Source organism: Neiella holothuriorum, assembly GCF_019457915.1.
GTDB classification, from domain to species: Bacteria; Pseudomonadota; Gammaproteobacteria; order Enterobacterales; family Neiellaceae; genus Neiella; species Neiella holothuriorum.
Map to the genome: position 1 here is coordinate 91,739 of NZ_JAHZSS010000011.1, position 23,740 is coordinate 115,478.

Here is a 23,740-nt window from a genome sequence, read left to right on the forward strand (position 1 = left end):
ACCTGGGCAAGAACGATAAACACCCTGTTCAGGTTTCTGTCAGCTAGCAACCACTAGCATGCCTGCCTAGAAATTAACCAAGAAGAATGGTTCTACTTAAATTCAAGGTAAAGGCGTTAATGTGCTTATGGCTAAGTTCGACAACACTCTTCTCAGTGCGCATAAAACACTAATTCAGGCTGCTGATGGTCGCAGTCAAGCTGACGTATACGAAGTAAAACAGGGGCAACATAGTTACATTATTAAAGACTACTCGGCGCGGCCTAAGTTATTTCAAATGACGATTTGCCGTTGGCAACTAAAGCGCGAATGGCTGGCCTTGCTCAAGCTTCGCCACTTGTCACATGTGCCAAAGCCAATATTCCGCAATGACAATCAATTGGTGATGAGTAAGCTTCCCCTAGCCAAGAACTCATTGAATCAAGCGAACTGTGCCGCATTAGAGCGACAAATTCGAAAGATTCACCAATCAGGCGTTTGCCACAATGATCTTCACAGCCGAAATTTAATGCTCGATCCACGCCATGCTTACATTTTTGACTTTGGCGCCGCCTCATTTAAAGCGCCCAACAACCGCACGCTCGTGACTGCCATTCAGCACAAATTCTTTGCGGTGTGTTGCTTTGTTGATCGCATGTCCGTGGTGAAATACAAATGGAAACGCAACCGCCAACTATTGCGTCATGATGAAGCCAAGTTTGTTTCAGTGATTGAGCAAAGCCGTTGGATTAGTCGTGCTTGGCGTCGGTTTAAGCAATGGCGTAAAGCCAAGCCAGCACCAACAACCGCGTTACCTCACGTGAGTATGTCGCAAGGCGCCTACTATTAAGCCGTGATATCGAGGTGCGGCGGTGAGTTCTTCCCTTCATCGTCGTTCTCCTCAAACCCCTGCTGCATTTGCTGAAGCTTCTTCAGCTTTTTGTTATTGGCTTGAGGGTGGCGCTTGCGCTGACGGTCACGTTGCTCCAATGCCTTGGCGATGCGATCTAACTCGTCTTGAGCCGGTTGATGTTGTTCTTGTTCAGACGTAGCAATAACCGGGCGCTCAGAAACCTGACGAACCTTGCTTTTTTCCCGCTCCACTTTCGGAGCCGGTCTAGGCAAAATTGGAAAAATCAGATCCTGACTTGGCATTGCTTATCCTTTTCAATAAGTTAGTAACTTATACTTACTATCGGCCTATCTATAACAAACTTTAGTCGATCGTCAATTTATTGACACAGCTAATACCAGTCAGCTCAATCTGCATAAGATCACAAAAATTCTTGCATTTTTATGCAGGCTTGGGTAGCTTCAACATCCTGATTAAAAATCAACAAAATTTGACGTGGCTGACATGCTTTTGAACAACACACTCCATCATCATCACCATCTAGAAAGTTGACCTTTCAAGAGCGGGATGCGTGGAAGGTCGAATAACCTTCCAACGGTGTGTCAGCCATAGTGCAAGAACCCTCGGAAGGCCCGGCCCCCGAGGGTTTTTTATTTTTTAGCTTTGCTTTTAGGAACTACATCATGTTGGACAATTCAAGATTGCGTATCGCGATTCAAAAATCCGGGCGTCTTAGTGAAAAAACTTATGCCCTGCTGGCTAGCTGTGGCGTGAAATTCAATATTCACGATCAACGCTTGATTGCTCACAGTACCAATCAACCGATTGATGTTTTACGGGTTCGAGATGACGACATCCCAGGCCTGATCATGGATGGCGTTTGTGACTTAGGGGTCATCGGCGAAAACGTTCTGGAAGAAGAAACCATGATGCGCGAACGTGCCGGTGAACCGTCCGAATTTAAATCGCTTAAGCAACTTGGCTTTGGTGGTTGTCGCCTGTCTCTGGCAGTACCAAACGAAATGGATTACTCGGGCCCGAAAGATTTAGACGGCCTACGTATTGCCACATCTTACCCAGAGTTGTTGCGTCGTTACCTTAATGAGCAAGGCGTTAACTTTCAGTCTTGTATGCTCACCGGCTCGGTAGAAGTTGCGCCACGCGCCGGCTTGGCAGATGCCATCTGTGACTTAGTGTCGACAGGTGCCACACTAGAAGCCAATGGTTTGCGTGAAACTGATGTTATTTTTCGCTCGCAAGCGCGCTTGATCCAATGCAAAGCACCGTTGGCTCCAGCCAAACAAGAGCTCGTTGACAAGTTGCTCACTCGTATTGCTGCTGTGATGCAGGCGAAAGAAAGCAAATACATCATGCTACACTCGCCAAAAGACAAGTTAGAGCAAGTAGTTAACCTACTTCCTGGTGCCGAAAACCCGACCGTATTGCCATTGGCACACACCGATGAAGCCGTTGCCGTTCACGTCGTGAGTTCAGAAAATCTGTTCTGGGAAACGATGGAACAATTAAAAGCGCTAGGTGCCAGCTCAATTCTGGTATTGCCGATTGAAAAAATGATGGAGTAACACCTGTCATGAAAAAAGTGTTGTGGTCTGCCCTATCATCGCAAGAGCAACAGCAGGTGCTGTTGCGCCCTGCCATGGCAGCATCTGAAAGTATTACCGAAACCGTCACCGGAATTATTGAGCGAGTCAGCCGCGAGGGTGATGCCGCACTCAAAGCCTTGAGCGCTCAATTCGACAAGGTCGAGTTGGACGACATTAGGTTGTCGGCGGAAGACATCAAAACTGCATGCGATAGCCTGCCTGCACCATTAAAAACAGCATTGCGCGAAGCCTATCGGAATATTCGGAGCTTCCACGCAGCGCAAGTGCAGCGGCCATTGTCGGTTGAAACCCAGCCGGGCGTGGTTTGCGAAATGCACAGTCGCGCCATTGAAGCGGTCGGCTTATACATTCCAGGTGGATCAGCGCCGCTGCCAAGCACCGTATTAATGTTGGGTGTTCCTTCAGAAATCGCCGGTTGTGGCCGCAAGGTGTTAGTTTCTCCGCCGCCAATTGCGCCAGAAATTGTCTACGCAGCAAGCCTCTGCGGCATTAATGAAATCTATCAAGTGGGCGGCGCTCAAGCCATTGCCGCATTGGCATTCGGTACTGAAAGCGTGCCCAAAATTGACAAGATTTTCGGCCCGGGCAACAGCTTTGTGACCGAAGCAAAACGTCAGGTATCGCAAGCCATTGGCGGTGCCGCTATCGATATGCCAGCAGGCCCGTCAGAAGTGTTAGTCATTGCCGATGAGCGCGCCAACGCCGACTTCATCGCAGCTGATCTGCTGTCACAAGCCGAGCATGGCCCGGACTCGCAAGTGGTGGTGGTTACGCCGTCTGACACATTAGCCGATGAAGTTAATGAAGCACTCGCGCGTCAATTAGCGGAACTGAGCCGCGCCGGCATTGCCGAGCAAGCGTTGGATAACAGCATTGCCATTGTTTGTGCCGATATGACAGAAGCTGTGGCGATTTCCAACCAGTACGGCCCTGAGCATTTAATTGTACAAACAGAAAATCCACGCCAATACCTCAACGCGATTCAACATGCAGGCTCGGTATTTTTAGGCGATTGGACACCAGAATCTGTGGGCGATTACGCCAGCGGCACCAACCATGTTTTACCAACCTATGGCTACGTCCGCACCTACTCTAGCCTAAGCTTAAGCGATTTTTGTAAACGCTTTACCGTGCAAGAGCTAAGCGCTGATGGCCTAGTTGGTTTAGCGCCAATCGTCACCGCCATTGCCGATGCAGAAGGGTTGGACGCGCACCGTAACGCAATCAGCGTTCGTACCAAAGTGCTTGAAGCCGGTAAAAACGATCAAGGCGGCAAGTCATGAGTGATTTAGCCGCCCGTTTGCTACGTCAGCAACTGACTGATTTGGTGCCGTACGAATCGGCTCGCCGATTAGGTGGCGATGGAGAAATTTGGCTTAATGCTAATGAAAATCCTTATTCTCATAGCTACGAGCTAGACGACAGTCGCTTTGGTCGCTATCCGGAATTTCAGCCACCTGTGCTGATCGACCGTTACGCCGCTTATGCAGGCGTCAACAACAAGCAACTATTGGCAACCCGAGGTGCAGACGAAGGCATTGAACTATTGATCCGCACTTTCTGTGAGCCACAGCAAGATAAAGTCATTATCTGCCCACCGACTTACGGCATGTACGCCATCAGTGCGCGCACCAACTTAGTCGATGTGGTGAATGTGCCGCTCGATAGCGACTATCAAGTTGATGTTGATGGTGTGCTTGCGAGCATGGAATCGGTCAAGCTGGTCTTTGTTTGCTCACCAAATAACCCAACCGGTCACGACATGCAGCCTGAAAAACTGCGACAGTTACTTGAAGCACTGAAAGACCAAGCCTTGGTCGTCGTTGACGAAGCATATATTGAATTTTCCGAGCAACCATCGGTACTCAGCTGGATCGGAGAATTTCCAAACTTAGTGGTGCTGCGTACGCTGTCTAAGGCTTTTGCCTTAGCTGGCATTCGTTGTGGCTTTACGCTTGCCAATGAAGCCGTTATTCAGCAGCTCGCCAAGGTGATAGCGCCTTATCCAGTGCCAGAGCCTGTTGCGCAAGTTGCTATTCAAGCGCTCTCGGATGACAACCTTAGCGCCGTTACCGAAGAGGTTGCAGGCCTAAATGCGCTGCGGGCTGCATTTGCAGAAACAATGAAGCCTCTCACTGAAGTATTTCCATCCAGTGGTAACTATGTGCTGTTTCGCGTACCAGATGCTCTTGCCTGCATGAAAGCAATGGCCGACGCAGGCATTATTTTGCGCAATCAGAGCAAACAGCTGACGCTGCAAAACTGCATCCGCGTTACCATTGGTACAGAACAAGAAATGGCGCGCACGACAAGCGCGTTACAAGCATATTTTAAGGAGGCCGTGTGAGCCGCCAAGCAATTCTATTTATTGACCGTGATGGCACCTTAGTTGAAGAGCCGCCGGTTGATTACCAACTCGATACCTTAGAAAAACTGGTTTACGAGCCAGCGGTTGTTCCTGCTTTACTGCAATTGCAAAAAGCAGGCTTTCGCTTGGTCATGGTCAGCAACCAAGATGGTTTGGGGACCGATAGTTTCCCACAAGCAGATTTTGACGCCCCTCATGACAAAATGATGCAGTTGTTTGAGTCCCAAGGCGTTGTCTGGGATGACGTGTTGATTTGCCCGCACTTTGATGAAGACAACTGTACCTGCCGCAAACCAAAGCTGGGGTTAGTTCAGTCTTATCTGACTCAAGGTAAAGTCGACTTTGAAAACTCCTACGTGATTGGCGACCGCGCGACCGATATGCAGTTAGCCGAAAACATGGGAATTACCGGTTTACAGTACAATCGCGAACGTTTGGACTGGAATAAAATCGTCGATCAATTATTGCACCAAGAGCGCGTTGCAGAAGTCACCCGAAAAACCCGAGAAACCGACATTAACGTCAAGGTTAACTTGGATCAGCAAGGCGGCAATGTTCTGCAAACTGGGGTTGGTTTCTTCGATCATATGCTGGAGCAAATCTGTACTCACGGTGGCTTCCAATTGCAATTAACCTGCGATGGCGACATTCACATTGATGATCACCATAGTGTGGAAGATTGCGCCTTGGCATTGGGCGAGGCACTGAAGAAAGCTTTGGGTAACAAGCGTGGTATTGGTCGTTACGGCTTTACGTTGCCAATGGATGAAGTCGAAGCGAGCTGTAGCTTGGATTTATCAGGCCGCCCATATTTTGTGTTTGATGCCGATTTTGATCGCGAGATGGTTGGCGAGCTCGCCACTGAAATGGTGCCGCATTTTTTCCACAGCTTGAGTGTGACCCTCGGCGCCACCTTGCACTTGAAAGCAGGTCAAGGGAACGCCCACCATCAGGTTGAAGGCTTATTTAAAGTATTCGCCCGCACTCTTCGTCAAGCGATTGAGCTCAAAGGCGATGCAATGCCTAGCTCGAAGGGGGTGCTGTAATGGCCGAACTTGAAATAACCTCGAATTTGAAAATCGTTATTGTTGATACCGGCTGCGCCAATATCGCTTCTGTTAAATATGCCGTTGAGCGTTTGGGCTACAGTCCGATCGTGAGCGGTGACCATGAAGTGATCCGCAGTGCCGACAAAGTCTTTTTACCCGGCGTTGGCAGTGCTGGCGAAGCCATGAAAAACTTGGCTGAACGCGACTTAATTACGCTGGTTCGCAGTCTCACCCAACCCGTATTAGGCATTTGCTTAGGCATGCAACTGTTGGCTGAATACTCGGATGAAAGCCATGTTGATATGCTCGATATCGTGCCTGGCACCGTCAAAGCGATGAAAGCTGAAGATGGCTTACGCCTGCCGCACATGGGCTGGAATAGCATTACCCCTGTAGGCGTTAACCCGCTGTTCAAAGGCATCCCAACGGGCACCTATTTCTACTTTGTTCATAGTTTCTGCTTACCGGTATCCGATACATATACCGCAGCTAGCTGTGAATATGGCGACGTATTTAGCGCTGCCGTATGCAAAGACAACTTCTACGGCGTGCAGTTTCACCCTGAACGCTCAGCCGGCGCTGGCGCTCAATTGCTGAAAAACTTCTTGGAGTTAACGGAATGATCATCCCTGCCCTCGATCTCATTGGCGGCGAAGTCGTGCGCCTGTATCAAGGCGACTACGCCCAGAAAACGACTTACAGCTTTAATCCAGTAGAGCAATTTCAGCATTACCAACAAGCGGGCGCAGAATGGTTGCACTTAGTCGATTTAGACGGCGCCAAAGACACCAGCGCCCGCCAGCTCAACACCATTGCTAAATTGATTGAAAAAACCGATGCAAAAATCCAAGTTGGCGGCGGTATTCGCTCAGAAAACGACGTCAAACAACTATTGGATATCGGTGCTAAACGCGTGGTCATCGGCTCTCTTGCCGTCAAAGAACCTGAGCTAGTTGCCAACTGGATGCGCAAGTATGGCGCCGAACATATTGTACTGGCCTTAGACATCAATATTGACGAGCAAGGCAATAAGCACGTTGCCATTTCTGGCTGGCAAGAAAGCTCAGCCATGACATTAGAGCAACTCATTGAACATTATGAAGCTGCCGGTTTAAAGCATGTGCTGTGCACTGACATTAGCCGTGATGGCACGCTGCAAGGATCGAACGTCGAGCTTTACGCAGAAATGACCCGCAAATACCCAAGCATTGCGTGGCAAAGTTCAGGTGGCATTGGCAATTTAGACGATATTGCCGCGCTTAAACCAACGAAGGTTGCCGGCGTGATTGTTGGCCGCGCACTGCTTGAAGGCAAGTTCACCGCCAAAGAAGCGTTTGAAACTTGGGCAGAATAAGCTCTGCTAGTGTTCATACATAAAGGGCAAACTTGTTTGTTAATTCAACTCTGCGAAGCTTAAGTGAAGCTTGTTTGAGTGCGAAGAATTAGAGCGCTGTGCTGTCGGTCTAACATAGTTCGCCTTTATAAACTTATTTGATGTGCCGGTGCTGACCGGCAGCAGCTTAAGGCCCTTTGCTGCCAAAGGACCTTAATAATCCCAAACCATCCCGGCGCTCTCGCCCTGCGGGTTCGTTCCGTTGCTCTCGCTCAAAAGCGCCAACGGAACTCGCCTTATGAAAAACTAAGGCTCAAACAGTCCTCGGCTTTACCTTTTAAGCAATGCGCTACTCACCGTTCAAGACGGGAATATCAAAACCAGAGCATTTGAGATGCTTGGTTAAAGAAACAGAATTTGCCACTCATTCTTCTAGAAATGCATACGAGCAATCACACATGGCGTAGCTGATAATTTTTGGTATGATCGCGGCCTCTCGAATTGCCGCTTTACTGTTTTAGGAACAATCACCATGAGCGCAGCTGATCAGTCATTAGCCAACAAAGTCCTTGCCGTTAACGACGATTTACCGATTCGTACCGACAAACCGGTGCATAGCGGTAAAGTTCGCTCTGTTTACTGGCTTACCGAAGCCGATAGCCGCAGACTGATTAAAGAAAAAGGCTACGATGTTGCCGCCGATGCGCCGCTCGCCATCATGGTGATCAGTGACCGAATCTCGGCATTTGATTGCATTTGGCATGCTGAAGGTGGTTTAAAAGGGGTGCCGGGTAAAGGTGCCGCACTCAATGCCGTGTCGAACCACTGGTTCAAATTATTTAAAGACAATGGCTTGGCTGACAGCCACATTCTTGATATTCCACACCCTTTTGTTTGGATCGTGCAAAAAGCGCGTCCAGTATTGGTTGAAGCCATTTGCCGCCAATACATTACTGGCTCAATGTGGCGCGCTTATGCCAATGGAGAGCGTGAGTTCTGCGGCATCGAAATTGCCGAAGGCTTAGAAAAAGATCAAAAGCTGCCTGAGTTGTTGGTCACACCGTCAACCAAAGGTATTCTCAAGGGAATTCCAGATGTGCCCGAAGCTGATGATGTAAACATCACGCGCCAAGCGATTGAAAATAGTTTTGAAGCATTTGGCTTTCAACAACAAGCAGACATCAGCCTGTATGAGAAATTACTAAAAGAAGGCTTTGGCGTGATCAGCGACGCGTTAGCTGAGCTGGACCAAATTTTTGTCGATACCAAATTCGAATTCGGTTATGTCACCGATGCGGCTGGCAACGACAAGCTCATCTACATGGATGAAGTAGGTACGCCGGATTCATCACGCATTTGGGATGGTGCCGCTTATCGTGGTGGCAGCATCGTCGAGAATTCAAAGGAAGGCTTTCGCCAGTTCTTGCTCAATCACTTCCCCGATCCAGATATCCTGCTGAATAAAGAACGTATGCCTGAGCGAGCAGCGCTTGCCCGCGATAATGCATTACCGCTCGATTCATTAATGGCCATATCAGAAACTTACGTCGGCATCGCAGAGAAGATTACCGGCCAGAAGTTGCACTTATCCGATAATCCTAAAGCCGAAATCGTCGAGGTTTTACGTGAGCAATATGGCTTGATTGATTAACACGAATAAGCCTAAGCCCTACACCTCTGCGTTGGGCATCGCAGCGATTGTGCTTCCATACGCGTGATTTATATCGTCCGCAGTTACTACAAAAAAGCCGCTTATTAGCGGCTTTTTTGATCATCAAAGGAGTAACCTATTTAGCAAATTAATTTTTCGCTAAAGCAGTATCCATTTGATCATCCTCAATGTGATTGCCCATGCGGCGAGCGAAGGTTCGAAGGTCCATGCCGTTGCAATCATACTTTTTGTTGAACTTAGCAATGCTACTACCGTTTTGACGCAACACATCATAAGCGGTGCTCAAACCAAATTCGGCAGCAATGATACATACGCTGGTTTCGAGTGAGTTATCGGTAGATTGGAATTCAGGCGTTGGAGAGTTACCAGCAAAAGCGCTAGTGCCAACAAGCAGGGACAACGTAGCTACCGCGGAATAAATAACTTTCATAGCAAAACCCTCTAATTATAATGATAAATGTTACAAGAATATTTCGATGGGGAAATAATGCCTTTTTCAGCCAAATATTTTTGCGACAATAGTCACGCCCACTTTTTACGTAACAAAAAATTCATTTTAGGTATATAAACCTGTCATATTTCTTTTCGTTTGCGCTTCGCTAGATCTGCTTTTTTAATCTCCGACCTACCCTAGTTACTTAGCAACAGTTTTGGCATAATGTCGGCAGGTTTTGCCTGCATAGTTAATCATCTAACCTGCATATTTCCTCTTGCCGACAATTGCTCGATTTAAATCAGGAAACGCACTCCCTATGCACACCGAATGATTCGGCTCCCTGTTGAGCTGCAGGCATGAAATAACGGACTGATTTTTTTATAAAAGGTGTAGGCAACCGATGTTAGCCAAGCGCATTATTCCTTGTCTGGACGTCCGCGACGGTAAAGTCGTGAAAGGCGTTCAGTTCCGCAATCACGAAATCATGGGCGACATCGTCCCGCTGGCACAACGATATGCCGAAGTAGGCGCCGATGAATTGGTGTTTTATGACATTACTGCGTCATCTGATGCCCGGGTTGTCGACAAAAGCTGGGTGAGCCGGGTTGCCGAAGTGATTGACATCCCTTTCTGTGTGGCTGGCGGTATTAAAACCGTGGATGACGCCCGCCGTATTCTGCTCAATGGCGCCGACAAAATCTCCATCAATAGTCCAGCTCTCGCCACCCCTGAATTAATTACTGAAATGGAACAAGCCTTTGGTAAACAGTGTGTGGTGGTTGGCATTGATAGCTACTTCAATGCTGAAACCGGCAGCTATCAGGTAAAACAGTACACCGGCGATGAAACGCGTACCGTGACCACCCATTGGAATACCTTGGATTGGGTCGAAGAAGTGCAACGCCGCGGCGCGGGCGAAATTGTCTTGAACTGCATGAATAAAGACGGCGTCCGTGACGGTTATGACTTAGAGCAACTCAAACTGGTACGAGAGCGCTGCGACGTTCCGCTAATCGCTTCTGGTGGTGCTGGCACAATGCAGCACTTTGCTGACGCGTTTAATCAAGCGGACGTTGATGGTGCTTTGGCTGCGAGTGTGTTCCACAAAGCCATTATCGACATGCAGGAATTAAAGAGCTTCCTGCGTAAACAAGACGTGGCGATTCGCTACTAACCGCCAAGCAAGAGAATAGTTATGACAATTGAATTTGATGCCTCAGAGCTGGCGTGGGACAAAGTTAACGGCCTGATCCCAGCGGTGGTACAAAATGCCCAAAGTGGCAAAGTGCTCATGCTCGGTTACATGAACCAAGACGCCATTGCCCATACGCTTGAAACAGGTCATGTCACCTTTTTTAGCCGCAGTAAACAGCGGTTGTGGACCAAAGGTGAAACCAGTGGCAACACTCTAAACCTAGTTGCGATTGAAGCCGATTGCGATAACGACACCTTACTCGTGCAGGTAAATCCGATTGGGCCAACGTGTCACACCGGCACCGAAACATGTTGGGGCCAAGACGCGTCTGAATCACCGATCGCTTTCATTGCCGATCTAGAAGCGGTGATAGCCAGCCGTAAAGGCGCTTCCGCTGATAGTAGCTACACCGCGAGCTTATTTGCCAAAGGCACCAAACGCATTGCGCAGAAAGTGGGTGAAGAAGGTGTGGAAACAGCGCTAGCAGCAACAGTGAATGATCATGAAGAAACCTTGAATGAATCAGCCGATTTAATCTATCACTTGTTAGTGCTGTTACAGCACCAGGGCTTAAGCCTCGAACAAGTGGTGGACGTTCTTAAAGCGCGCCATAGTGGATTAAAGAACATCTTAGATGTGCCACCAGAGTAACCAAGTTGTCATGCTCGTTGCAGAAACCGGCCCTATGGCCGGTTTTTTATGTGCCGCGCTAGCAAGCTCGCCAAATGCACCGGCTGTCGAACCCGCAATGCAAAAATTTGATGGCTGCATGAAAACCCATTACACACCACTTCTGATTGTGGTGCCGCATCCAATGCGGGTAACAGGCCCTGCTCAGCCATTGCCAGCGATTGCTTGGCATGTTCATGTTCTAAGCCATAACTTCCCGCCATGCCACAACAACTGGCTTCAATAAAACTGAAATTAAGCTCGGGTATCAAACGCAATGCTTTGCGCATGGACTTCATTGCTCCAACTGCTTTTTGGTGGCAATGGCCATGAACTAACACGTGCGATTTGGTTGCGGCAGCACGCAGAGCAAGCTGAAAGCGCCCTGCGTGTTTTTCTCTGGCGAGGAACTCTTCAAACAACAGGCTTTGTTTGGCAAGCAGTTGCGCTTGTTCGCCTAAATGCATCATTAGAAACTCATCACGCAACATCAGCAATGCCGAAGGTTCTAAGCCAACGATTTTCAGATCCCGAGATAGATATGGCTGCAGCACTTTAACGAGCCCATGAGCTTGCTGCTGTGCTCGTTCAATATAACCTTGCGAAAATAGACTTCGCCCCGAGTCGATCAACCGGCTCGCACCTGCGATACGTGGCTGAACCGTAATCACCAGATAACCAGCCGCTGTCAGCACGTCAACGGCATCATGAGCCACCTGCGGATTAAATAATGCCGTAAACGAATCCACCAATACCACCACGCTATTGGCTCGGCAGTCCATTTCTTCAAATAACTTATTTCGCGCCAGTTGCGCTTCAGAATCTCGATAAGGCTTCTTTGCAGGCTCCGGAAGTGGGATCGATCCGTTAACCTTGAAAATCTTCGCAACTAACTTTGCAAGCAGAGCACTTCGGTTGCGTAAACGAATCAGTGTGGCTAACACCGGGTAGCGGTATAGCAAATACGGAAACTCCGCAAATAGCCAACTGCGCCATGAGCGCATTCCCCGTTGACGCTGCTGAGCGAGATATTCAGCTTTAATTGCCGCCATATCGAGGTTGTTTTCACATTCGCGCTTACACCCTTTACAAGACACGCAATGCTCAAGTGATTCGGCAAGAGCAGCATTGGAAATCAAACTGTCTTCGCTGTCATTCAACAGTCTTTTTAAGATTTGAACTCGGCCACCGGGCGAGAGGTTTGGATCATCGCTCAAGCGAAAACTTGGGCACATCAAACCACGATTGTTTGGTTCCTGACACACCCCGCTGCGAATGCAAACCGAGACGGCTTTGGCAAAGTCGCCGCCAATTTTGGGGATGTCAGCATAGGCGTCACCCAAACCTTGATCATGGTAGTTCGACCAATCTAAGACCTTTTTCACCGAAGGTAACTCCACATCGCTACATCATTATGAGTCATCAATACGCAAGAAGGGCGAAACAAAATGCCGGAGCTTTTGCTGACAACCCTGCCGTTTAAATCAATTGAACAGAGGGGTTTACTCAAGAACAATGCCAAATCGTTAGCTAGAGCGAATGCCAACAAAGCGTGCAAATTCTCAGATGTTAGTGGGCAATTAGCTTTATTCAGATCAGAACAAAACAAAAAGGCGATAGCATCTTGTGATGACATCACCTTTTAGAAGGAATAAAGGAAGGCTCAAGCGTTCCTTATGAATAATGGGTTTTGAATAATGGCTTATGGTTGAGCGACAGACTTGTTCGTTCGGGTGATTGCCGGCTGATCTAAAAAACCATCGTCATCCGAATCTAGTGCCAGAAGTAGATCTTGTTTGTACTGCTTATACTCAAGCCGCTCATCAATCGTTTGCTGAAAAATCTCAAAATGGGCTTTTTCCATGCAAGCTCGTGCCGATTGATGATCAAGCACCGATAACACAATGCCTGCTTGAATATAGCCTTGCGTCTGGCTTTTCAATAATTCATCGACATTGCCATGTTTGACCTTGCGATAAAAGGCTAACAACTTTTCATGCAGCGTCACTAAGTATGCACTGACGCGCTCAGACTGCTGATAAGGCATATGTGATTCCTCTCCACCGAACGTCTCTCTAGTGTAGCGTTAGCAGAATTTCACGGTATAAGAAGGCTCACATATTTAGATAATTTGACGCGTACACGGAGTCAGCTAAGGTTAATTCAGCGACAAGATGTTGCTACTGAAACAATGTTCAGCTCATACAAGGAATGTAATTATGTTGACCAAACTCCAACGATTAGTTGTTGGGGCTGGGCTAGCCGTTAGTTTGTGCTTGCCTGCTCACGCCCTGCTTATTACTGAAATTCACGCCGATCCACAAGCTTCTATCGCAGGCGATGCCAATCAAGATGGCACGCGCCACTTTAGCGATGATGAATTTGTCGAATTAATCAATACAGCCTCAGTCGCTTTAGACTTATCAGGCTGGTCGATCCATGATGCATTTGCACCACGACATTACTTTGCTGATGCGCTAACACTTGCTGCCGGTCAGGCGTTGTTAGTTTTTGGCGGCGGATCACCAACCGGTGACTTTGGCGGTGCTCTGGTACAAGTCGCGAGCGAAGGTTCTCTGGGCCTAAATAATAGTGGCGATACCGTCTCAGTTTACGATGAGCTTAATCAATTGGTGGCAAGCTATAGTTATGGCCCTGAAGCAAATAGCGATCAATCTATCGCCCGAAACCTTGCCTCACCATTTGCTGCGCTGACGCTCCATTCATCACTTAGCCTAAGTGCACTGCCATTTTCTCCCGGCACCGATATCAGCGGACAGCCTTATGCTTTGGCTGCATCAATGCCGATTCCAGAGCCATCCAGTTGGTACCTGCTAGCAATTGGCACCGCACTATTACTTAGAAAACAACTAGCGAGCTAAATCGATTGTGCTCAGGCTTTGGTGACATATAGATAGAAGCCAAGGCCTGAGATCTCTGCCAACAACCACTCAACCGAACAAATTTCATACAACACTCAAGTTATGGCTACACTAAGCATTCGGTGTGGTGGCTACGAATTCGTAGATCGAGCACGTTAGCCTACCGCCAACAAGATATCCATTCACAAAACGCCAACAAATTTCAAGTGATCAAGCCGAAAAAATGACGGTAAAATTCACAAAAACTTTGTTCTGAACGATATCTTTTGTGACTAAAGTCACTACAATGGCCCGCAAATCTTCGACTCTAAACAATATTAGGTGCAAATCTCGTGACTAAGAAAACCAAAATCGTAGCCACCGTTTCTGATTTGAAAGGTGATGTTGAGTTTATCAACGAATTGTACAAGCGCGGCGTTAACGTCATCCGCTTAAATACGGCTCACCAGACGCCAGAAGACACTCGTAAAGTGCTTGAAAACGTCCGTAAAGTTAGCGACAAGCTGGCTGTTTTGGTTGATACCAAAGGCCCTGAAATGCGCACCAACCTGAAAATCGAAGAAGAATTCGAAGTTAAAACAGGTGACACAGTCGTATTCCGTGCTGACGGCCTAGACGTCGCAACAACGAAAGAAGCAGTTCAAGTAAACTACTTAGGCTTTGTATCTGACGTGCCTGTTGGCGCACACATCATGATCGACGATGGTCTGCTTGAATTAGTAGTTGTAAGCAAAGACGAAAAATCGCTTAAAGCGACGGCCTTGAACAACGGTAAAATCAAGAAGAAGAAGTCTGTTAACGTCCCTGGCGTTGAAATTCGTCTGCCTTCAGTTACTGAGCGTGACAAATCATTCATCGAAATGGCTATCGACGCTGGCGTTGACTTCATTGCTCACTCGTTTGTTCGTAACAAGCAAGACGTTAAAGACGTTCAAGACATCTTGGACGAGAAAAACTCACCGATCAAAATCATCGCAAAAATCGAAAACCGCGAAGGTGTTGATAACTTGGATGAGATCTTGGAAGTTGCTTACGGCGTGATGGTTGCCCGTGGTGATTTGGGTATCGAAATCCCAGCCGAAGAAGTGCCGCTGATCCAAAAAGAAATGATTCAGAAGTGTATTGCTGCGAACGCACCAGTAATCACAGCAACACAAATGCTTGAAAGCATGATCTCTAACCCACGCGCTACTCGCGCCGAGATCTCTGACGTTGCAAACGCCGTTCTTGATGGTACCGATGCTGTGATGTTGTCTGGTGAATCAGCCTACGGTGACTACCCATTCGAAGCGGTAGAAACTATGTCTCGCATCGCCAAGCACGTTGAAGACAAAACGCAACATGACATCAACTATGAGCTAGCTAACGATCCAACGAACCTGCAAGCTTATGTTGCTAAATCTGCAGCTAAAGCTTCTCGCGATCTGCACGTTGACGCGATTGTAGTACCAACTCGTAACGGTACAACGGCTCGTCAAATTGCTTCTCATCGCCCATTTGCGCCAATCTACGCGGGCTGTTTCGATACTCAGGCGCTGCGTCTGTTATCACTGAGCTACGGCGTTGAAGCATACGCAATTGAAGCTTATAAGACTCGTTCAGAAATCCTCAACAAAGCGCTAACGCCTTTGGTTGCCGAACGTGCCCTGAACAAAGAAAGCTTGGTTGTCGTTGCTAAATCTGCACCGGGTTCACCAAAAGGTGAAACCAACCGCATGGAAATCAACACTGTTGAAGCCTTGTTGGCACCTCGCCCATAAGCACAGCTAACACCTAATGTGAAAAAGCCCGAGATGACTCGGGCTTTTTTTATGCTTGCTAACTATTGATGATGATTCGGCTAATCGACGGCATCCCAACTAAACACCTCATCAATGGTCACCGCAAAGGTGTTGGCAATGCGAAACGCTGTTTCTAGTGATGGTGAATAACGTCGCTGCTCAATGGCCGCTACTGTTTGTCGTGTCACCCCAACAAGCTCACCTAACTCTGATTGCGTCATTTGCCCATTCGCTTCACGTAACGCTTTTACTCGGTTATCAATCGGTAACTTCTTGGCCATTAAAATACCGTCCGGGAGTAATAGATCCGCATAATATAAGCGGCTAATTCGCTAACTAAAAATCCACCAAAGACACAGTAAAACAATAAATTACCATTCGATGTCGTTAAAAATAAAAGCAATGACAAGACCACTGAAACGCTCAACACATGCCCAGACACGCTAGAAGCTTGTTGGTTTACCTTGATCTCACGCTCATCAGGTGTGCTGTTTGCGTCCTTGTGATTTATTGCGACTAGTACGATGTGACCAATAATCGACAGCACCGTTAATCCAACGGCTGCGGCAATTAATCCCGGCATACTCGGCGCAACAAGCACACCGCTTTCACTCGACAGTTGGAACACCGAGCTAAAATACCCTGCGACTGCCAACGATAATAAACACGCCATCAACCAATCTGACTTTTCTAAAAATGACATAACCAGCCCTCCTTTTAGCAACAAAGCATTGCCATAATGATCGTTATTCATGTGTTCAGGATTGAACCCATGTTAAATATTATTAACACGAAGAAGGTTAGCTAGACGATGCATACATGTCAAATATTTTTAACATGACAGTTTTTAACTGACAATTTGAAACGCGTAAAAACAAAAAAAGCTGGCACTAGGCCAGCTTTTTATCATCGCCAGTGGCGTTAGTTGAGGGTGAATTCCGCTTGCTTAAGTTGCACGGAATCAGGGCCAATAAACACGTCAAAATCGCCTGACTCAATCGTCGGTTGATAGTCGATGCCAATGAAGCTCAACTTGTCTGCCGTAATAGTAAATTCGGCAGTTTTGGTTTCACCCGGCGCTAACTCAAGCAGGGTAAAATCTTTCAGTAGTTTCACGGGTTGCGTCACTGACGCCACTTTGTCATGGATATAAAGCTGAACCACTTCACGCCCGGCCACATCGCCAGTATTAGTCACATCAACAGACGCCACAATACTGCCATCTAGCGCCATAGAAGCACTGTTTAACTTGATGTCACTGTAGCTATACTCGGTGTAGCTTAAACCGAAGCCAAATGGATACAGTGGCTCATGCTGTACATCACGGTAAGTCGTGCTATAGCGATCTTCTGTGACGCCTTCCATGAATGGGTGGCTAGTCTTTTTGTAGCTATAAAAAATCGGTACTTGGCCCTGATGATAAGGGAATGTGACTGGCAGCTTACCTTGCGGGTTAAACTTGCCTGATAAAATTTCTGCAACGGCATTACCGCCCGTGGTGCCCGGCATCCAGGCTTGGAGTACAGCATCAGAGTGATTCGCAACGTCGGTCAGCACGTACGGACGACCAGAAACAATCACGGTAGCAATTGGCTTACCTGTTTCTGCAACGGCGGCCAGCAATTGCTCTTGTAAGCCCGGCAAATGCAAGGAAGCAGTACCACCGCCCTCACCGCTCATCCACTCTTGTTCGCCCAGAACCATAATGACCAGATCAGCAGCTTCAGCATTTTTTACTGCTTCAGGAATCAAATCAGCGCCAGCCTTGTTAAACCGGTCAATTTCCACACCTTGGGCATAAGTAAATTCAATGGAGTCGCCAAACTCTTGCTCCAGTCCAGCCATGATTGACACAACATCATTTTCATCACCAAGACCAGGCCACCAACCCATCAAATCTTTTTGCGCTTTGGCGAACGGTCCAATAACGGCAACCTTTTTAACGCTATCGGCAATTGGCAAAGTATTGTCGCTATTTTTCAGCAATACCATGCTTTTCAACGCCATTTGCTTAGTCGCTTCGACGTTTTCAGCTGACAGCAGTTCTTTCTTTTCGAGCTCAACATCAAAACGGCCATACGGATCATCGAGCAAGCCAGCTTTGTATTTGAGCATCAATACCTGACGAACAGCATCATCAACCAACTGCTCATCAACTTTCCCTTCTCGAACTAACTTAGGTAGCAGCTCAACATATTTTTTTGCTGCCATGTCCATATGAATGTTGTTGTTGATAGCCGTAATGGTTGCGTCTTCTTCATTGGCTGACACACCGGCACGCTCAAGGTTATAGATGGTGGCCCAATCGGTCATGATCAAACCATTAAACCCTAGCTCGCCTTGCAACACATCTTGCACCATGTATTCGTTTGCCGTTAGCGGCACGCCATCATGCGCAGTGTAAGCAATCATTACCGCAGCAACGTCGGCATCGACAGCCGCTTTAAACGGTGGCAAATGAACTTCGCGTAGCTCACGTTCACTTAGATCTTGAATGTTGTAATCTCGCCCGGCCAGCGCTGCACCGTAGCCAGCAAAATGTTTCACTGTGGCAAGTATGTTCTGATTGCCTTCGCCAGATTCCTGAAAGCCTTTCACGCGTGCCGCAGCCACTAAACTAGCGAGGTATGGATCTTCACCGGCAGCTTCAATAATGCGCCCCCAGCGAGGGTCACGGCTCATGTCAACCATAGGCGCATAGGTCAGCTGAATACCCGCAGCCGACGCTTCTCGCGCAGCTACAGCGGCTGAATGTTGAATGGCAGGCAAATCCCAGCTAGCAGCTTCCGCTAACGGAATAGGTGCAATGGTCTTGTAGCCATGAATAACATCTTCTTGGAACAAAATCGGTACGCCAGCACGCGATTGCTCTACAGCAATTTTCTGCAATTTTAGATTTTGTGCTGCGCCATTTGATTTCAGCAAGCTTCCAACTTTACCTTGGCGAATCATTTCATAATGTTCTTCGCCAAGCTCACCTTCAAAGTTGATCAAATTGAGCTGACCGGCCTTTTCTTCCAGCGTTAAATTGCTAAGGATGGCCTCGATTTGAGCGTTTGTTGGAACGCTTGCTTGCGCCTTATTGGCCGGCTTCTGGGTAGCACTACAAGCACTAATTAAAGTGCCTGCAATAAGCACAGCACAAGACGTGGCAATGAGTGATTTTAGTTTGACAGCATTTCGCATGCGTATCTCCGATTGGTGGGTTGTTATCTGAGGTGGCGTTCAGATAACGGGATGACTAATTGTTTTTTACTGCAGGCAGTGTCGGCGTTTTGAGCACAGAGATCATGAAAATCCGGCAAAATCACAATAGCTTTGTGAGCTGGATTACACTTTCATGTAAGCGCTTACCTGAATTTAACAAAATGGCTGAAAAGGCGAATAAGCATAGCGCCCATATTTAATAGACGTCGCCAAATTGTTAGGGCGAGTTACAACAAGCAAAGCAACCGACCGAAAAATGCCTACTCGGGCCAACAAAAGAAAAGGGGCGAAAATTCGCCCCTTTTAAATGCTTGCTCCGATGAGCGCTATTTACAGCATATTAATCATCAGCAGCAATGGATTCCGCTTCAGAAAGCGGATGCGAGACTAAGCGAATGCTATCGAAGAAGGCTTCTGTTCCTTCTACAGGCGCACCGTCATAACTCAACTCGAATTGATCCACTCGAATTTCGCTGCCGTCGGTCGTTTGGTATTGAGCAAACACAGTCAAGGAGGTGTTACTCCCCGAGTTGAAGGTTAAGGTATCTTGATAGAAGCTATCGTCGCCTTTGGTTGTTCCTGCATTTTCAAGCGCGCTATAAACCGAGTCTTTCGATGCCAATACGGTGGCACTGTCGATATTGGTCGCGCTGTCTTCTTGATAAACACCAAACAAAATACTCGAATCACCACTGAGTTTATAAAGGTTATAAATCGACAGGGTGTAATCGTAATTCGGCTCAACTGCAACCGTTTGAGCAATGTACGGCTGATGCGGCGTGCCTGTGTCCTCGCCATCATTCCATTTAAATTTAATGGAACCATCTGCGCCGCCAGCCGAGTTACTAGAGTCTTGTACTTGACCAATTCCAGTCCCTTCAACCACTTGCCAGTCATCTTGATCGTCATCGAAGTCTGGATTGACGATCGCCGCTTGGTTGGTCACCATGTCATCCACTGATGCGGTGATGACCGCCGAAGTGCCGCTACCGGAGTTAAAGCTGACGTAAGCAAAACCGTAACTGTCGGACGTACGCTCGGCAGCATAAGTTTGGCCATCCACGGTGACAGATAACTTAGCCGCGCCTTTCATGAAGGCAGACAAGGTGTAGTTGGTATTGGCAGCAACGGTTAACGTTTGGCTGACGTTTCCAGTATTGCTGTCAATCAGCAAACTTGCGCCTCGCGAGAACACATCATCAGCGTTGGTGATGATTTGACCGCCACCACTGACCCAGCCAGTCAAATCGCCATTATCAAAATCATGGTTAGCAATTGTGACTTGCTCAACGTAGATTTTACCCGCCGTAGGTCGGTAGCTCTTAGGGCCAACATCATCAGCAGTTAGCGGCATCAGCGAGACTGCTTCGGTAAGCTCTTCATCAGCACCAGATGTTGTACTGGCCGTTCGAGTTTGGCCATCCATATCAATGGTAGGCAAACTAAAGCTACCCAAATCAACGTTGGTATCAGCACTCAAGTCGGGGCTGTTAGCGCTTGGGCGATACAAACCATCACTACCTTTTACCAAACCGATATCAGTGACCGTGAAACCCGCGGTATTGGCGGCTGTTACATCATCGTTGTCAGAGAACTCCTCGCCATACACATAGTTGCCAGCAAACGTTGAATTTGCAGGCATATCTTCGCCATTAGTCCGAATGACCTCACCAATAGCATCAGCAATGATGTTGTTAACAAAATAAATATTCTCAGGCGCTTCATCATTCTTGCCGCCATAAACGTTGAGGCTATTCACGCTATCAACGATGGTATTGTTGGCAATCAATACGTTCTCAACGTTTTGGTAACCATTTTCGGTATCGCCTGAGCCGTCGCCCGTTGTTAAAACAATTCCGCCATTCCAGTTTGAGCTTAAGTAACGCGCACCTTCAACATAGTTATTGGTGACCACATGGCCGTCATCAATCAATCGAATACCACCAGAGAATGGGTGATCATCACCAAATACGAAGTTATTGCTAATGGTCGCTTCGGCACCGTGGCGCGTCACAATCGAGCCGTTACTATCACGAACGGTGTTGTTGCGAATGGTGTTGTTGGCCGATTTATTAGAAATGACCTCGGCTTCGCCTTGAATCCGTTCGAAGTAGTTATTTTCCAGCGTTGAATAGGATGGTGCCGAATGGGTGGTACTTAGCCCCAAGCGAACCCCTTCATATTCGTTATCACTGCTACCCGCATAAGCTTTACCGAAGGCTGGCGGGCGATCGCCAAAGTAGTTGTAGTCAATTTGTGCCCGATCTTCTGGGAAGCCATAGGCCGCCCAGTCATCATCAGACGTCCAGCGAGGCAATACTAACAAGGCGCCGCGCGACTCTTTGCCAGAGAACCAGTTGTGGTCGATACGGTTGTATTGGCCGTAGTATTCAATCCATTTGGAGCTGCTGTAGTCACCACCATCCATATCAATGATTGCCATTTCGGTGACACGACAATAATGACACTCCGTTTCTTTCTCGAACTTAATAATTGAGCTGCCAGACTCACCGTCCCGGAAAACAAAGCCCTGCAGCACGATAAATTCACCACCCAGGTTGGCCGATATTTCACCGCCCGAGATAATGGCTTTGCCTGGATTTTCCGCTGCAACCGTTATCGGTTGAGTGGCGGTGCCGACGCCTTCAACGCGAAGCTCCAAATCGCCGGTATAAGTACCATCGGCCAGACATAAGGTGTCACCCGCAACGAGATCGTCCGCTTCATCTTCCAGTTCAGAGATTGAATCAACAACCATGGTACAGCTGACAGTCGGCACCGCGTTGGTAAAGCCATCAGCATAGTTACCGCCCTCTTCTGGGCCAAAGCTATCACCATCAGCCGGTTCGGTTGGGTCAGTTGGGTCTGTCGGATCAGTTGGATCGGTTGGGTCCGTCGGATCAGTTGGGTCTGTTGGGTCCGTCGGGTCTGTCGGATCAGTTGGGTCCGTCGGATCAGTTGGGTCTGTTGTATCCGACGGCTCTTCAGCCACAACGGCTTCATAGGTTTTGTCTGCATAGGGTGCAGCATTCAGATCGTGACCAAGGGTGTAGCCGTCAAAATCATCTGCGAATACCAGCGTTGAACCCGTTTGATCTGAGTAGAGTTTAAGGTCATCGAGCCAGAATGAAGTGGTTTGGGTAGTGCCATTGTCGCCTAATTTGAAAGCCACAATGTTAACGCCGCCAAGCACATCCGATAGGCTGGATGATGATGAAGAAAATGGGCCAACCGTACTGCCATTAATGCTTATGGTAACCATAGGCGCATCGGTCACGCTAGAGGCATCCCACATAATGTCAACATCAACCCAGTCACCTGGCGTAAACGTTGTATCAATATCAATGTCATCTTGGTCGCGGACTTCAAAAGAGCCATTGCCAATTTTTAAGTCAACAACGGCCTCACTCGTCGACGTGGACGTGCCATACAAGGTGATGTAAGCGTCCTTAGTTGCACCTGCTTCTTTATTGAAGCGAACAGAAACCTTGCCTTGCTCAAGCGCAGTATCAACCGAATAACGCAATTCACCAGCGTCACTGGTTGTGGTATCGGTCAATTCTGCAACTTGATTGGTTACCGGCGTAGCCGCTGCAGCCACAGTGTAAGTAAGTTGTACATCAGGCGCCGACGCGTTGCCGTCGGAGGCACTCACCGTTACGGTCAAGGCCCCTTCTACGGAAGGAGTACCGGATAACACGCCTGCATCAGAAAGGGTTAAGCCAGCTTCCTGTTCAGTCATGCCATCATAAGAAAGGGTAAATATTAACGCGTCACCATCGGCATCAGAATAGATAGAGTAAAGATCAACGTCGGTAATTGACTGGCCTAATTCAATTGTTTCATTGGCTGGAACTTGTGTCAGATCAGCTTCTGGAGCCTGGTTTAGTTCAACAACAACGCCATCATCGCCAATGTCGATTACCGGATCGAAGTCCTCCAGCGATTGACTGTCATCTGCAATTACTGCGGCAGATTGTTCGGCCAGCCCTTCGGCAATGGCCATTTGAGTTTCCAGTGATTCGTCATTGTAATCGACTAACTGTTCGCCAATCATTGCCAACGCTTGAGCGGCTTCCGCTTCATCACCAGAGCCGGCAGCAACAACCAAGTAATCACCAAATAAATCGTCCTGAGCAATTCCGAGTTCATCGAACTGTGCCGCTACTTGGGTTTCGGCATCGGCTAATCCCAGGGAATCATCCGACACCATGGCTTGTTGGATTAGGTTGGTCACCGGGGTAATCACTTGGTACCCCATCGGTGCAGAAATTTCGAAGGTTTCAGTTATATCACCTCGGTCTAAATCTGTTGTTTGGCCAGCAACAGCTCGAACACACAAAGGCTCTAAAGCATAAGATTCACTGATATTCGTTAATATGCCCGAATCATTGGTGGTACCGAGAAGCGTAGCGTCATCACACGAGCCATCAGCATTGACACCGGTATACACGTCCGCATTGGCGAGGTAGCCATCAAGCGCGGTAATTGAAAAGGTCTCTTCGGGAGGCTCAATAACAACGCCGCTGTTGTTGTTACTCGAACCGCCGCCACATGCAGACAGTGCTCCAGCGGAAATCAGTGCCAGTAGTACCGAATTCCGTTTTAGTTGTGTGATTGGTTTTGACATGTTTGTTCCTCAGACATAAAACCTATTGATTTGGTTAACCAAATCAAAAATGTTAGCGGAC

20 protein-coding genes and 1 other annotated feature are annotated in these 23,740 nt (G+C 47.9%); of the genes, 12 read left to right on the top strand and 8 right to left on the bottom strand.

What is annotated here, in order from left to right; genetic code table 11:
* The first annotated feature begins 127 nt into the window (after positions 1 to 127).
* A complete protein-coding gene (locus K0504_RS10555) occupies positions 128 to 829 on the top strand; it encodes an RIO1 family regulatory kinase/ATPase domain-containing protein (protein ID WP_220104156.1) in 702 nt (233 codons plus the stop codon).
* On the opposite strand, the gene K0504_RS10560 is transcribed toward K0504_RS10555, so the two are convergent.
* Positions 826 to 1,134 (bottom strand): hypothetical protein, encoded by a 309-nt coding sequence (locus K0504_RS10560; RefSeq protein WP_220104157.1) that lies wholly within the window; start codon positions 1,132 to 1,134, stop codon positions 826 to 828. The genes K0504_RS10555 and K0504_RS10560 overlap by 4 nt on opposite strands.
* 222 nt (positions 1,135 to 1,356) lie before the next feature.
* Positions 1,357 to 1,487 (top strand) — a sequence feature (His leader region).
* A 28-nt stretch (positions 1,488 to 1,515) separates the two neighbouring features.
* Between K0504_RS10560 and hisG the strand changes: the two genes are divergently transcribed.
* From hisG to K0504_RS10595, 7 genes are all read left to right on the top strand, one after another.
* On the top strand, positions 1,516 to 2,415 hold the full coding sequence (hisG, locus tag K0504_RS10565) for an ATP phosphoribosyltransferase (RefSeq protein ID WP_220104158.1): 900 nt from the start codon (positions 1,516 to 1,518) through the stop codon (positions 2,413 to 2,415).
* An 8-nt stretch (positions 2,416 to 2,423) separates the two neighbouring features.
* Positions 2,424 to 3,740 carry a histidinol dehydrogenase gene (gene hisD / locus K0504_RS10570; RefSeq protein ID WP_220104159.1) on the top strand — a complete coding sequence of 439 codons (1,317 nt, stop codon included), beginning with the start codon at positions 2,424 to 2,426 and terminating at the stop codon, positions 3,738 to 3,740.
* Positions 3,737 to 4,804, top strand: coding sequence for a histidinol-phosphate transaminase (gene hisC, locus K0504_RS10575; RefSeq protein ID WP_220104160.1), 1,068 nt, complete (start codon positions 3,737 to 3,739; stop codon positions 4,802 to 4,804). The genes hisD and hisC overlap by 4 nt, the downstream gene beginning before the upstream one ends.
* Positions 4,801 to 5,871, top strand: coding sequence for a bifunctional histidinol-phosphatase/imidazoleglycerol-phosphate dehydratase HisB (hisB, locus tag K0504_RS10580; protein WP_220104161.1), 1,071 nt, complete (start codon positions 4,801 to 4,803; stop codon positions 5,869 to 5,871). Before hisC ends, hisB begins: the two co-directional genes overlap by 4 nt.
* Positions 5,871 to 6,497 carry an imidazole glycerol phosphate synthase subunit HisH gene (gene hisH, locus K0504_RS10585; protein ID WP_220104162.1) on the top strand — a complete coding sequence of 209 codons (627 nt, stop codon included), beginning with the start codon at positions 5,871 to 5,873 and terminating at the stop codon, positions 6,495 to 6,497. The genes hisB and hisH overlap by 1 nt, the downstream gene beginning before the upstream one ends.
* Positions 6,494 to 7,228, top strand: coding sequence for a 1-(5-phosphoribosyl)-5-[(5-phosphoribosylamino)methylideneamino]imidazole-4-carboxamide isomerase (hisA, locus tag K0504_RS10590; RefSeq protein ID WP_220104163.1), 735 nt, complete (start codon positions 6,494 to 6,496; stop codon positions 7,226 to 7,228). Before hisH ends, hisA begins: the two co-directional genes overlap by 4 nt.
* Positions 7,229 to 7,739: 511 nt before the next feature.
* Positions 7,740 to 8,858 carry a phosphoribosylaminoimidazolesuccinocarboxamide synthase gene (locus K0504_RS10595; RefSeq protein WP_220104164.1) on the top strand — a complete coding sequence of 373 codons (1,119 nt, stop codon included), beginning with the start codon at positions 7,740 to 7,742 and terminating at the stop codon, positions 8,856 to 8,858.
* Positions 8,859 to 9,006: 148 nt separating this feature from the next.
* On the opposite strand, the gene K0504_RS10600 is transcribed toward K0504_RS10595, so the two are convergent.
* Complete coding sequence (locus K0504_RS10600) at positions 9,007 to 9,309, bottom strand: hypothetical protein (protein WP_220104165.1); 303 nt, start codon at positions 9,307 to 9,309, stop codon at positions 9,007 to 9,009.
* Between the two features lie 406 nt (positions 9,310 to 9,715).
* Between K0504_RS10600 and hisF the strand changes: the two genes are divergently transcribed.
* Positions 9,716 to 10,489 carry an imidazole glycerol phosphate synthase subunit HisF gene (gene hisF, locus K0504_RS10605; protein WP_220104166.1) on the top strand — a complete coding sequence of 258 codons (774 nt, stop codon included), beginning with the start codon at positions 9,716 to 9,718 and terminating at the stop codon, positions 10,487 to 10,489.
* A gap of 21 nt (positions 10,490 to 10,510) precedes the next feature.
* Positions 10,511 to 11,161, top strand: coding sequence for a bifunctional phosphoribosyl-AMP cyclohydrolase/phosphoribosyl-ATP diphosphatase HisIE (hisIE, locus tag K0504_RS10610; protein ID WP_220104167.1), 651 nt, complete (start codon positions 10,511 to 10,513; stop codon positions 11,159 to 11,161).
* A 32-nt stretch (positions 11,162 to 11,193) separates the two neighbouring features.
* Here the strand turns inward: hisIE and K0504_RS10615 are convergent, their stop codons facing one another.
* Both K0504_RS10615 and K0504_RS10620 read right to left on the bottom strand, forming a co-directional pair.
* Positions 11,194 to 12,564 (bottom strand): (Fe-S)-binding protein, encoded by a 1,371-nt coding sequence (locus K0504_RS10615; RefSeq protein WP_220104168.1) that lies wholly within the window; start codon positions 12,562 to 12,564, stop codon positions 11,194 to 11,196.
* Positions 12,565 to 12,881: 317 nt separating this feature from the next.
* On the bottom strand, positions 12,882 to 13,226 hold the full coding sequence (locus K0504_RS10620) for a hypothetical protein (RefSeq protein ID WP_220104169.1): 345 nt from the start codon (positions 13,224 to 13,226) through the stop codon (positions 12,882 to 12,884).
* Positions 13,227 to 13,398: 172 nt separating this feature from the next.
* On the opposite strand from K0504_RS10620, the gene K0504_RS10625 reads away from it, so the two are divergent.
* Together K0504_RS10625 and pyk are read left to right on the top strand one after the other, a co-directional pair.
* The gene (locus tag K0504_RS10625; RefSeq protein WP_220104170.1) at positions 13,399 to 14,061 is read left to right on the top strand and encodes a lamin tail domain-containing protein; all 663 of its coding nucleotides are present in this window, start codon (positions 13,399 to 13,401) and stop codon (positions 14,059 to 14,061) included.
* Between the two features lie 332 nt (positions 14,062 to 14,393).
* Complete coding sequence (gene pyk, locus K0504_RS10630) at positions 14,394 to 15,821, top strand: pyruvate kinase (RefSeq protein ID WP_220104171.1); 1,428 nt, start codon at positions 14,394 to 14,396, stop codon at positions 15,819 to 15,821.
* A gap of 80 nt (positions 15,822 to 15,901) precedes the next feature.
* On the opposite strand, the gene K0504_RS10635 is transcribed toward pyk, so the two are convergent.
* From K0504_RS10635 to K0504_RS10650, 4 genes are all read right to left on the bottom strand, one after another.
* Positions 15,902 to 16,123 (bottom strand): helix-turn-helix transcriptional regulator, encoded by a 222-nt coding sequence (locus tag K0504_RS10635; protein WP_220104172.1) that lies wholly within the window; start codon positions 16,121 to 16,123, stop codon positions 15,902 to 15,904.
* Complete coding sequence (locus tag K0504_RS10640; RefSeq protein WP_220104173.1) at positions 16,123 to 16,545, bottom strand: DUF2178 domain-containing protein; 423 nt, start codon at positions 16,543 to 16,545, stop codon at positions 16,123 to 16,125. The genes K0504_RS10635 and K0504_RS10640 overlap by 1 nt, the downstream gene beginning before the upstream one ends.
* A 218-nt stretch (positions 16,546 to 16,763) precedes the next feature.
* Positions 16,764 to 19,028, bottom strand: coding sequence for a beta-glucosidase BglX (bglX, locus tag K0504_RS10645; RefSeq protein ID WP_220104174.1), 2,265 nt, complete (start codon positions 19,026 to 19,028; stop codon positions 16,764 to 16,766).
* Positions 19,029 to 19,389: 361 nt separating this feature from the next.
* A complete protein-coding gene (locus K0504_RS10650) occupies positions 19,390 to 23,679 on the bottom strand; it encodes a chondroitinase-B domain-containing protein (protein ID WP_220104175.1) in 4,290 nt (1,429 codons plus the stop codon).
* Positions 23,680 to 23,740: the final 61 nt, after the last annotated feature.

Excerpts from the sequence above, each read along its gene's own strand:
- K0504_RS10555 (WP_220104156.1), top strand. The coding sequence starts at position 128 with ATGGCTAAGTTCGACAACACTCTTCTCAGTGCGCATAAAACACTAATT.
- K0504_RS10560 (WP_220104157.1), bottom strand. The coding sequence starts at position 1,134 with ATGCCAAGTCAGGATCTGATTTTTCCAATTTTGCCTAGACCGGCTCCG.
- hisG (WP_220104158.1), top strand. The coding sequence starts at position 1,516 with ATGTTGGACAATTCAAGATTGCGTATCGCGATTCAAAAATCCGGGCGT.
- hisD (WP_220104159.1), top strand. The coding sequence starts at position 2,424 with ATGAAAAAAGTGTTGTGGTCTGCCCTATCATCGCAAGAGCAACAGCAG.
- hisC (WP_220104160.1), top strand. The coding sequence starts at position 3,737 with ATGAGTGATTTAGCCGCCCGTTTGCTACGTCAGCAACTGACTGATTTG.
- hisH (WP_220104162.1), top strand. The coding sequence starts at position 5,871 with ATGGCCGAACTTGAAATAACCTCGAATTTGAAAATCGTTATTGTTGAT.
- hisA (WP_220104163.1), top strand. The coding sequence starts at position 6,494 with ATGATCATCCCTGCCCTCGATCTCATTGGCGGCGAAGTCGTGCGCCTG.
- K0504_RS10595 (WP_220104164.1), top strand. The coding sequence starts at position 7,740 with ATGAGCGCAGCTGATCAGTCATTAGCCAACAAAGTCCTTGCCGTTAAC.
- K0504_RS10600 (WP_220104165.1), bottom strand. The coding sequence starts at position 9,309 with ATGAAAGTTATTTATTCCGCGGTAGCTACGTTGTCCCTGCTTGTTGGC.
- hisF (WP_220104166.1), top strand. The coding sequence starts at position 9,716 with ATGTTAGCCAAGCGCATTATTCCTTGTCTGGACGTCCGCGACGGTAAA.
- hisIE (WP_220104167.1), top strand. The coding sequence starts at position 10,511 with ATGACAATTGAATTTGATGCCTCAGAGCTGGCGTGGGACAAAGTTAAC.
- K0504_RS10620 (WP_220104169.1), bottom strand. The coding sequence starts at position 13,226 with ATGCCTTATCAGCAGTCTGAGCGCGTCAGTGCATACTTAGTGACGCTG.
- K0504_RS10625 (WP_220104170.1), top strand. The coding sequence starts at position 13,399 with ATGTTGACCAAACTCCAACGATTAGTTGTTGGGGCTGGGCTAGCCGTT.
- K0504_RS10635 (WP_220104172.1), bottom strand. The coding sequence starts at position 16,123 with ATGGCCAAGAAGTTACCGATTGATAACCGAGTAAAAGCGTTACGTGAA.
- K0504_RS10640 (WP_220104173.1), bottom strand. The coding sequence starts at position 16,545 with ATGTCATTTTTAGAAAAGTCAGATTGGTTGATGGCGTGTTTATTATCG.
- bglX (WP_220104174.1), bottom strand. The coding sequence starts at position 19,028 with ATGCGAAATGCTGTCAAACTAAAATCACTCATTGCCACGTCTTGTGCT.
- K0504_RS10650 (WP_220104175.1), bottom strand. The coding sequence starts at position 23,679 with ATGTCAAAACCAATCACACAACTAAAACGGAATTCGGTACTACTGGCA.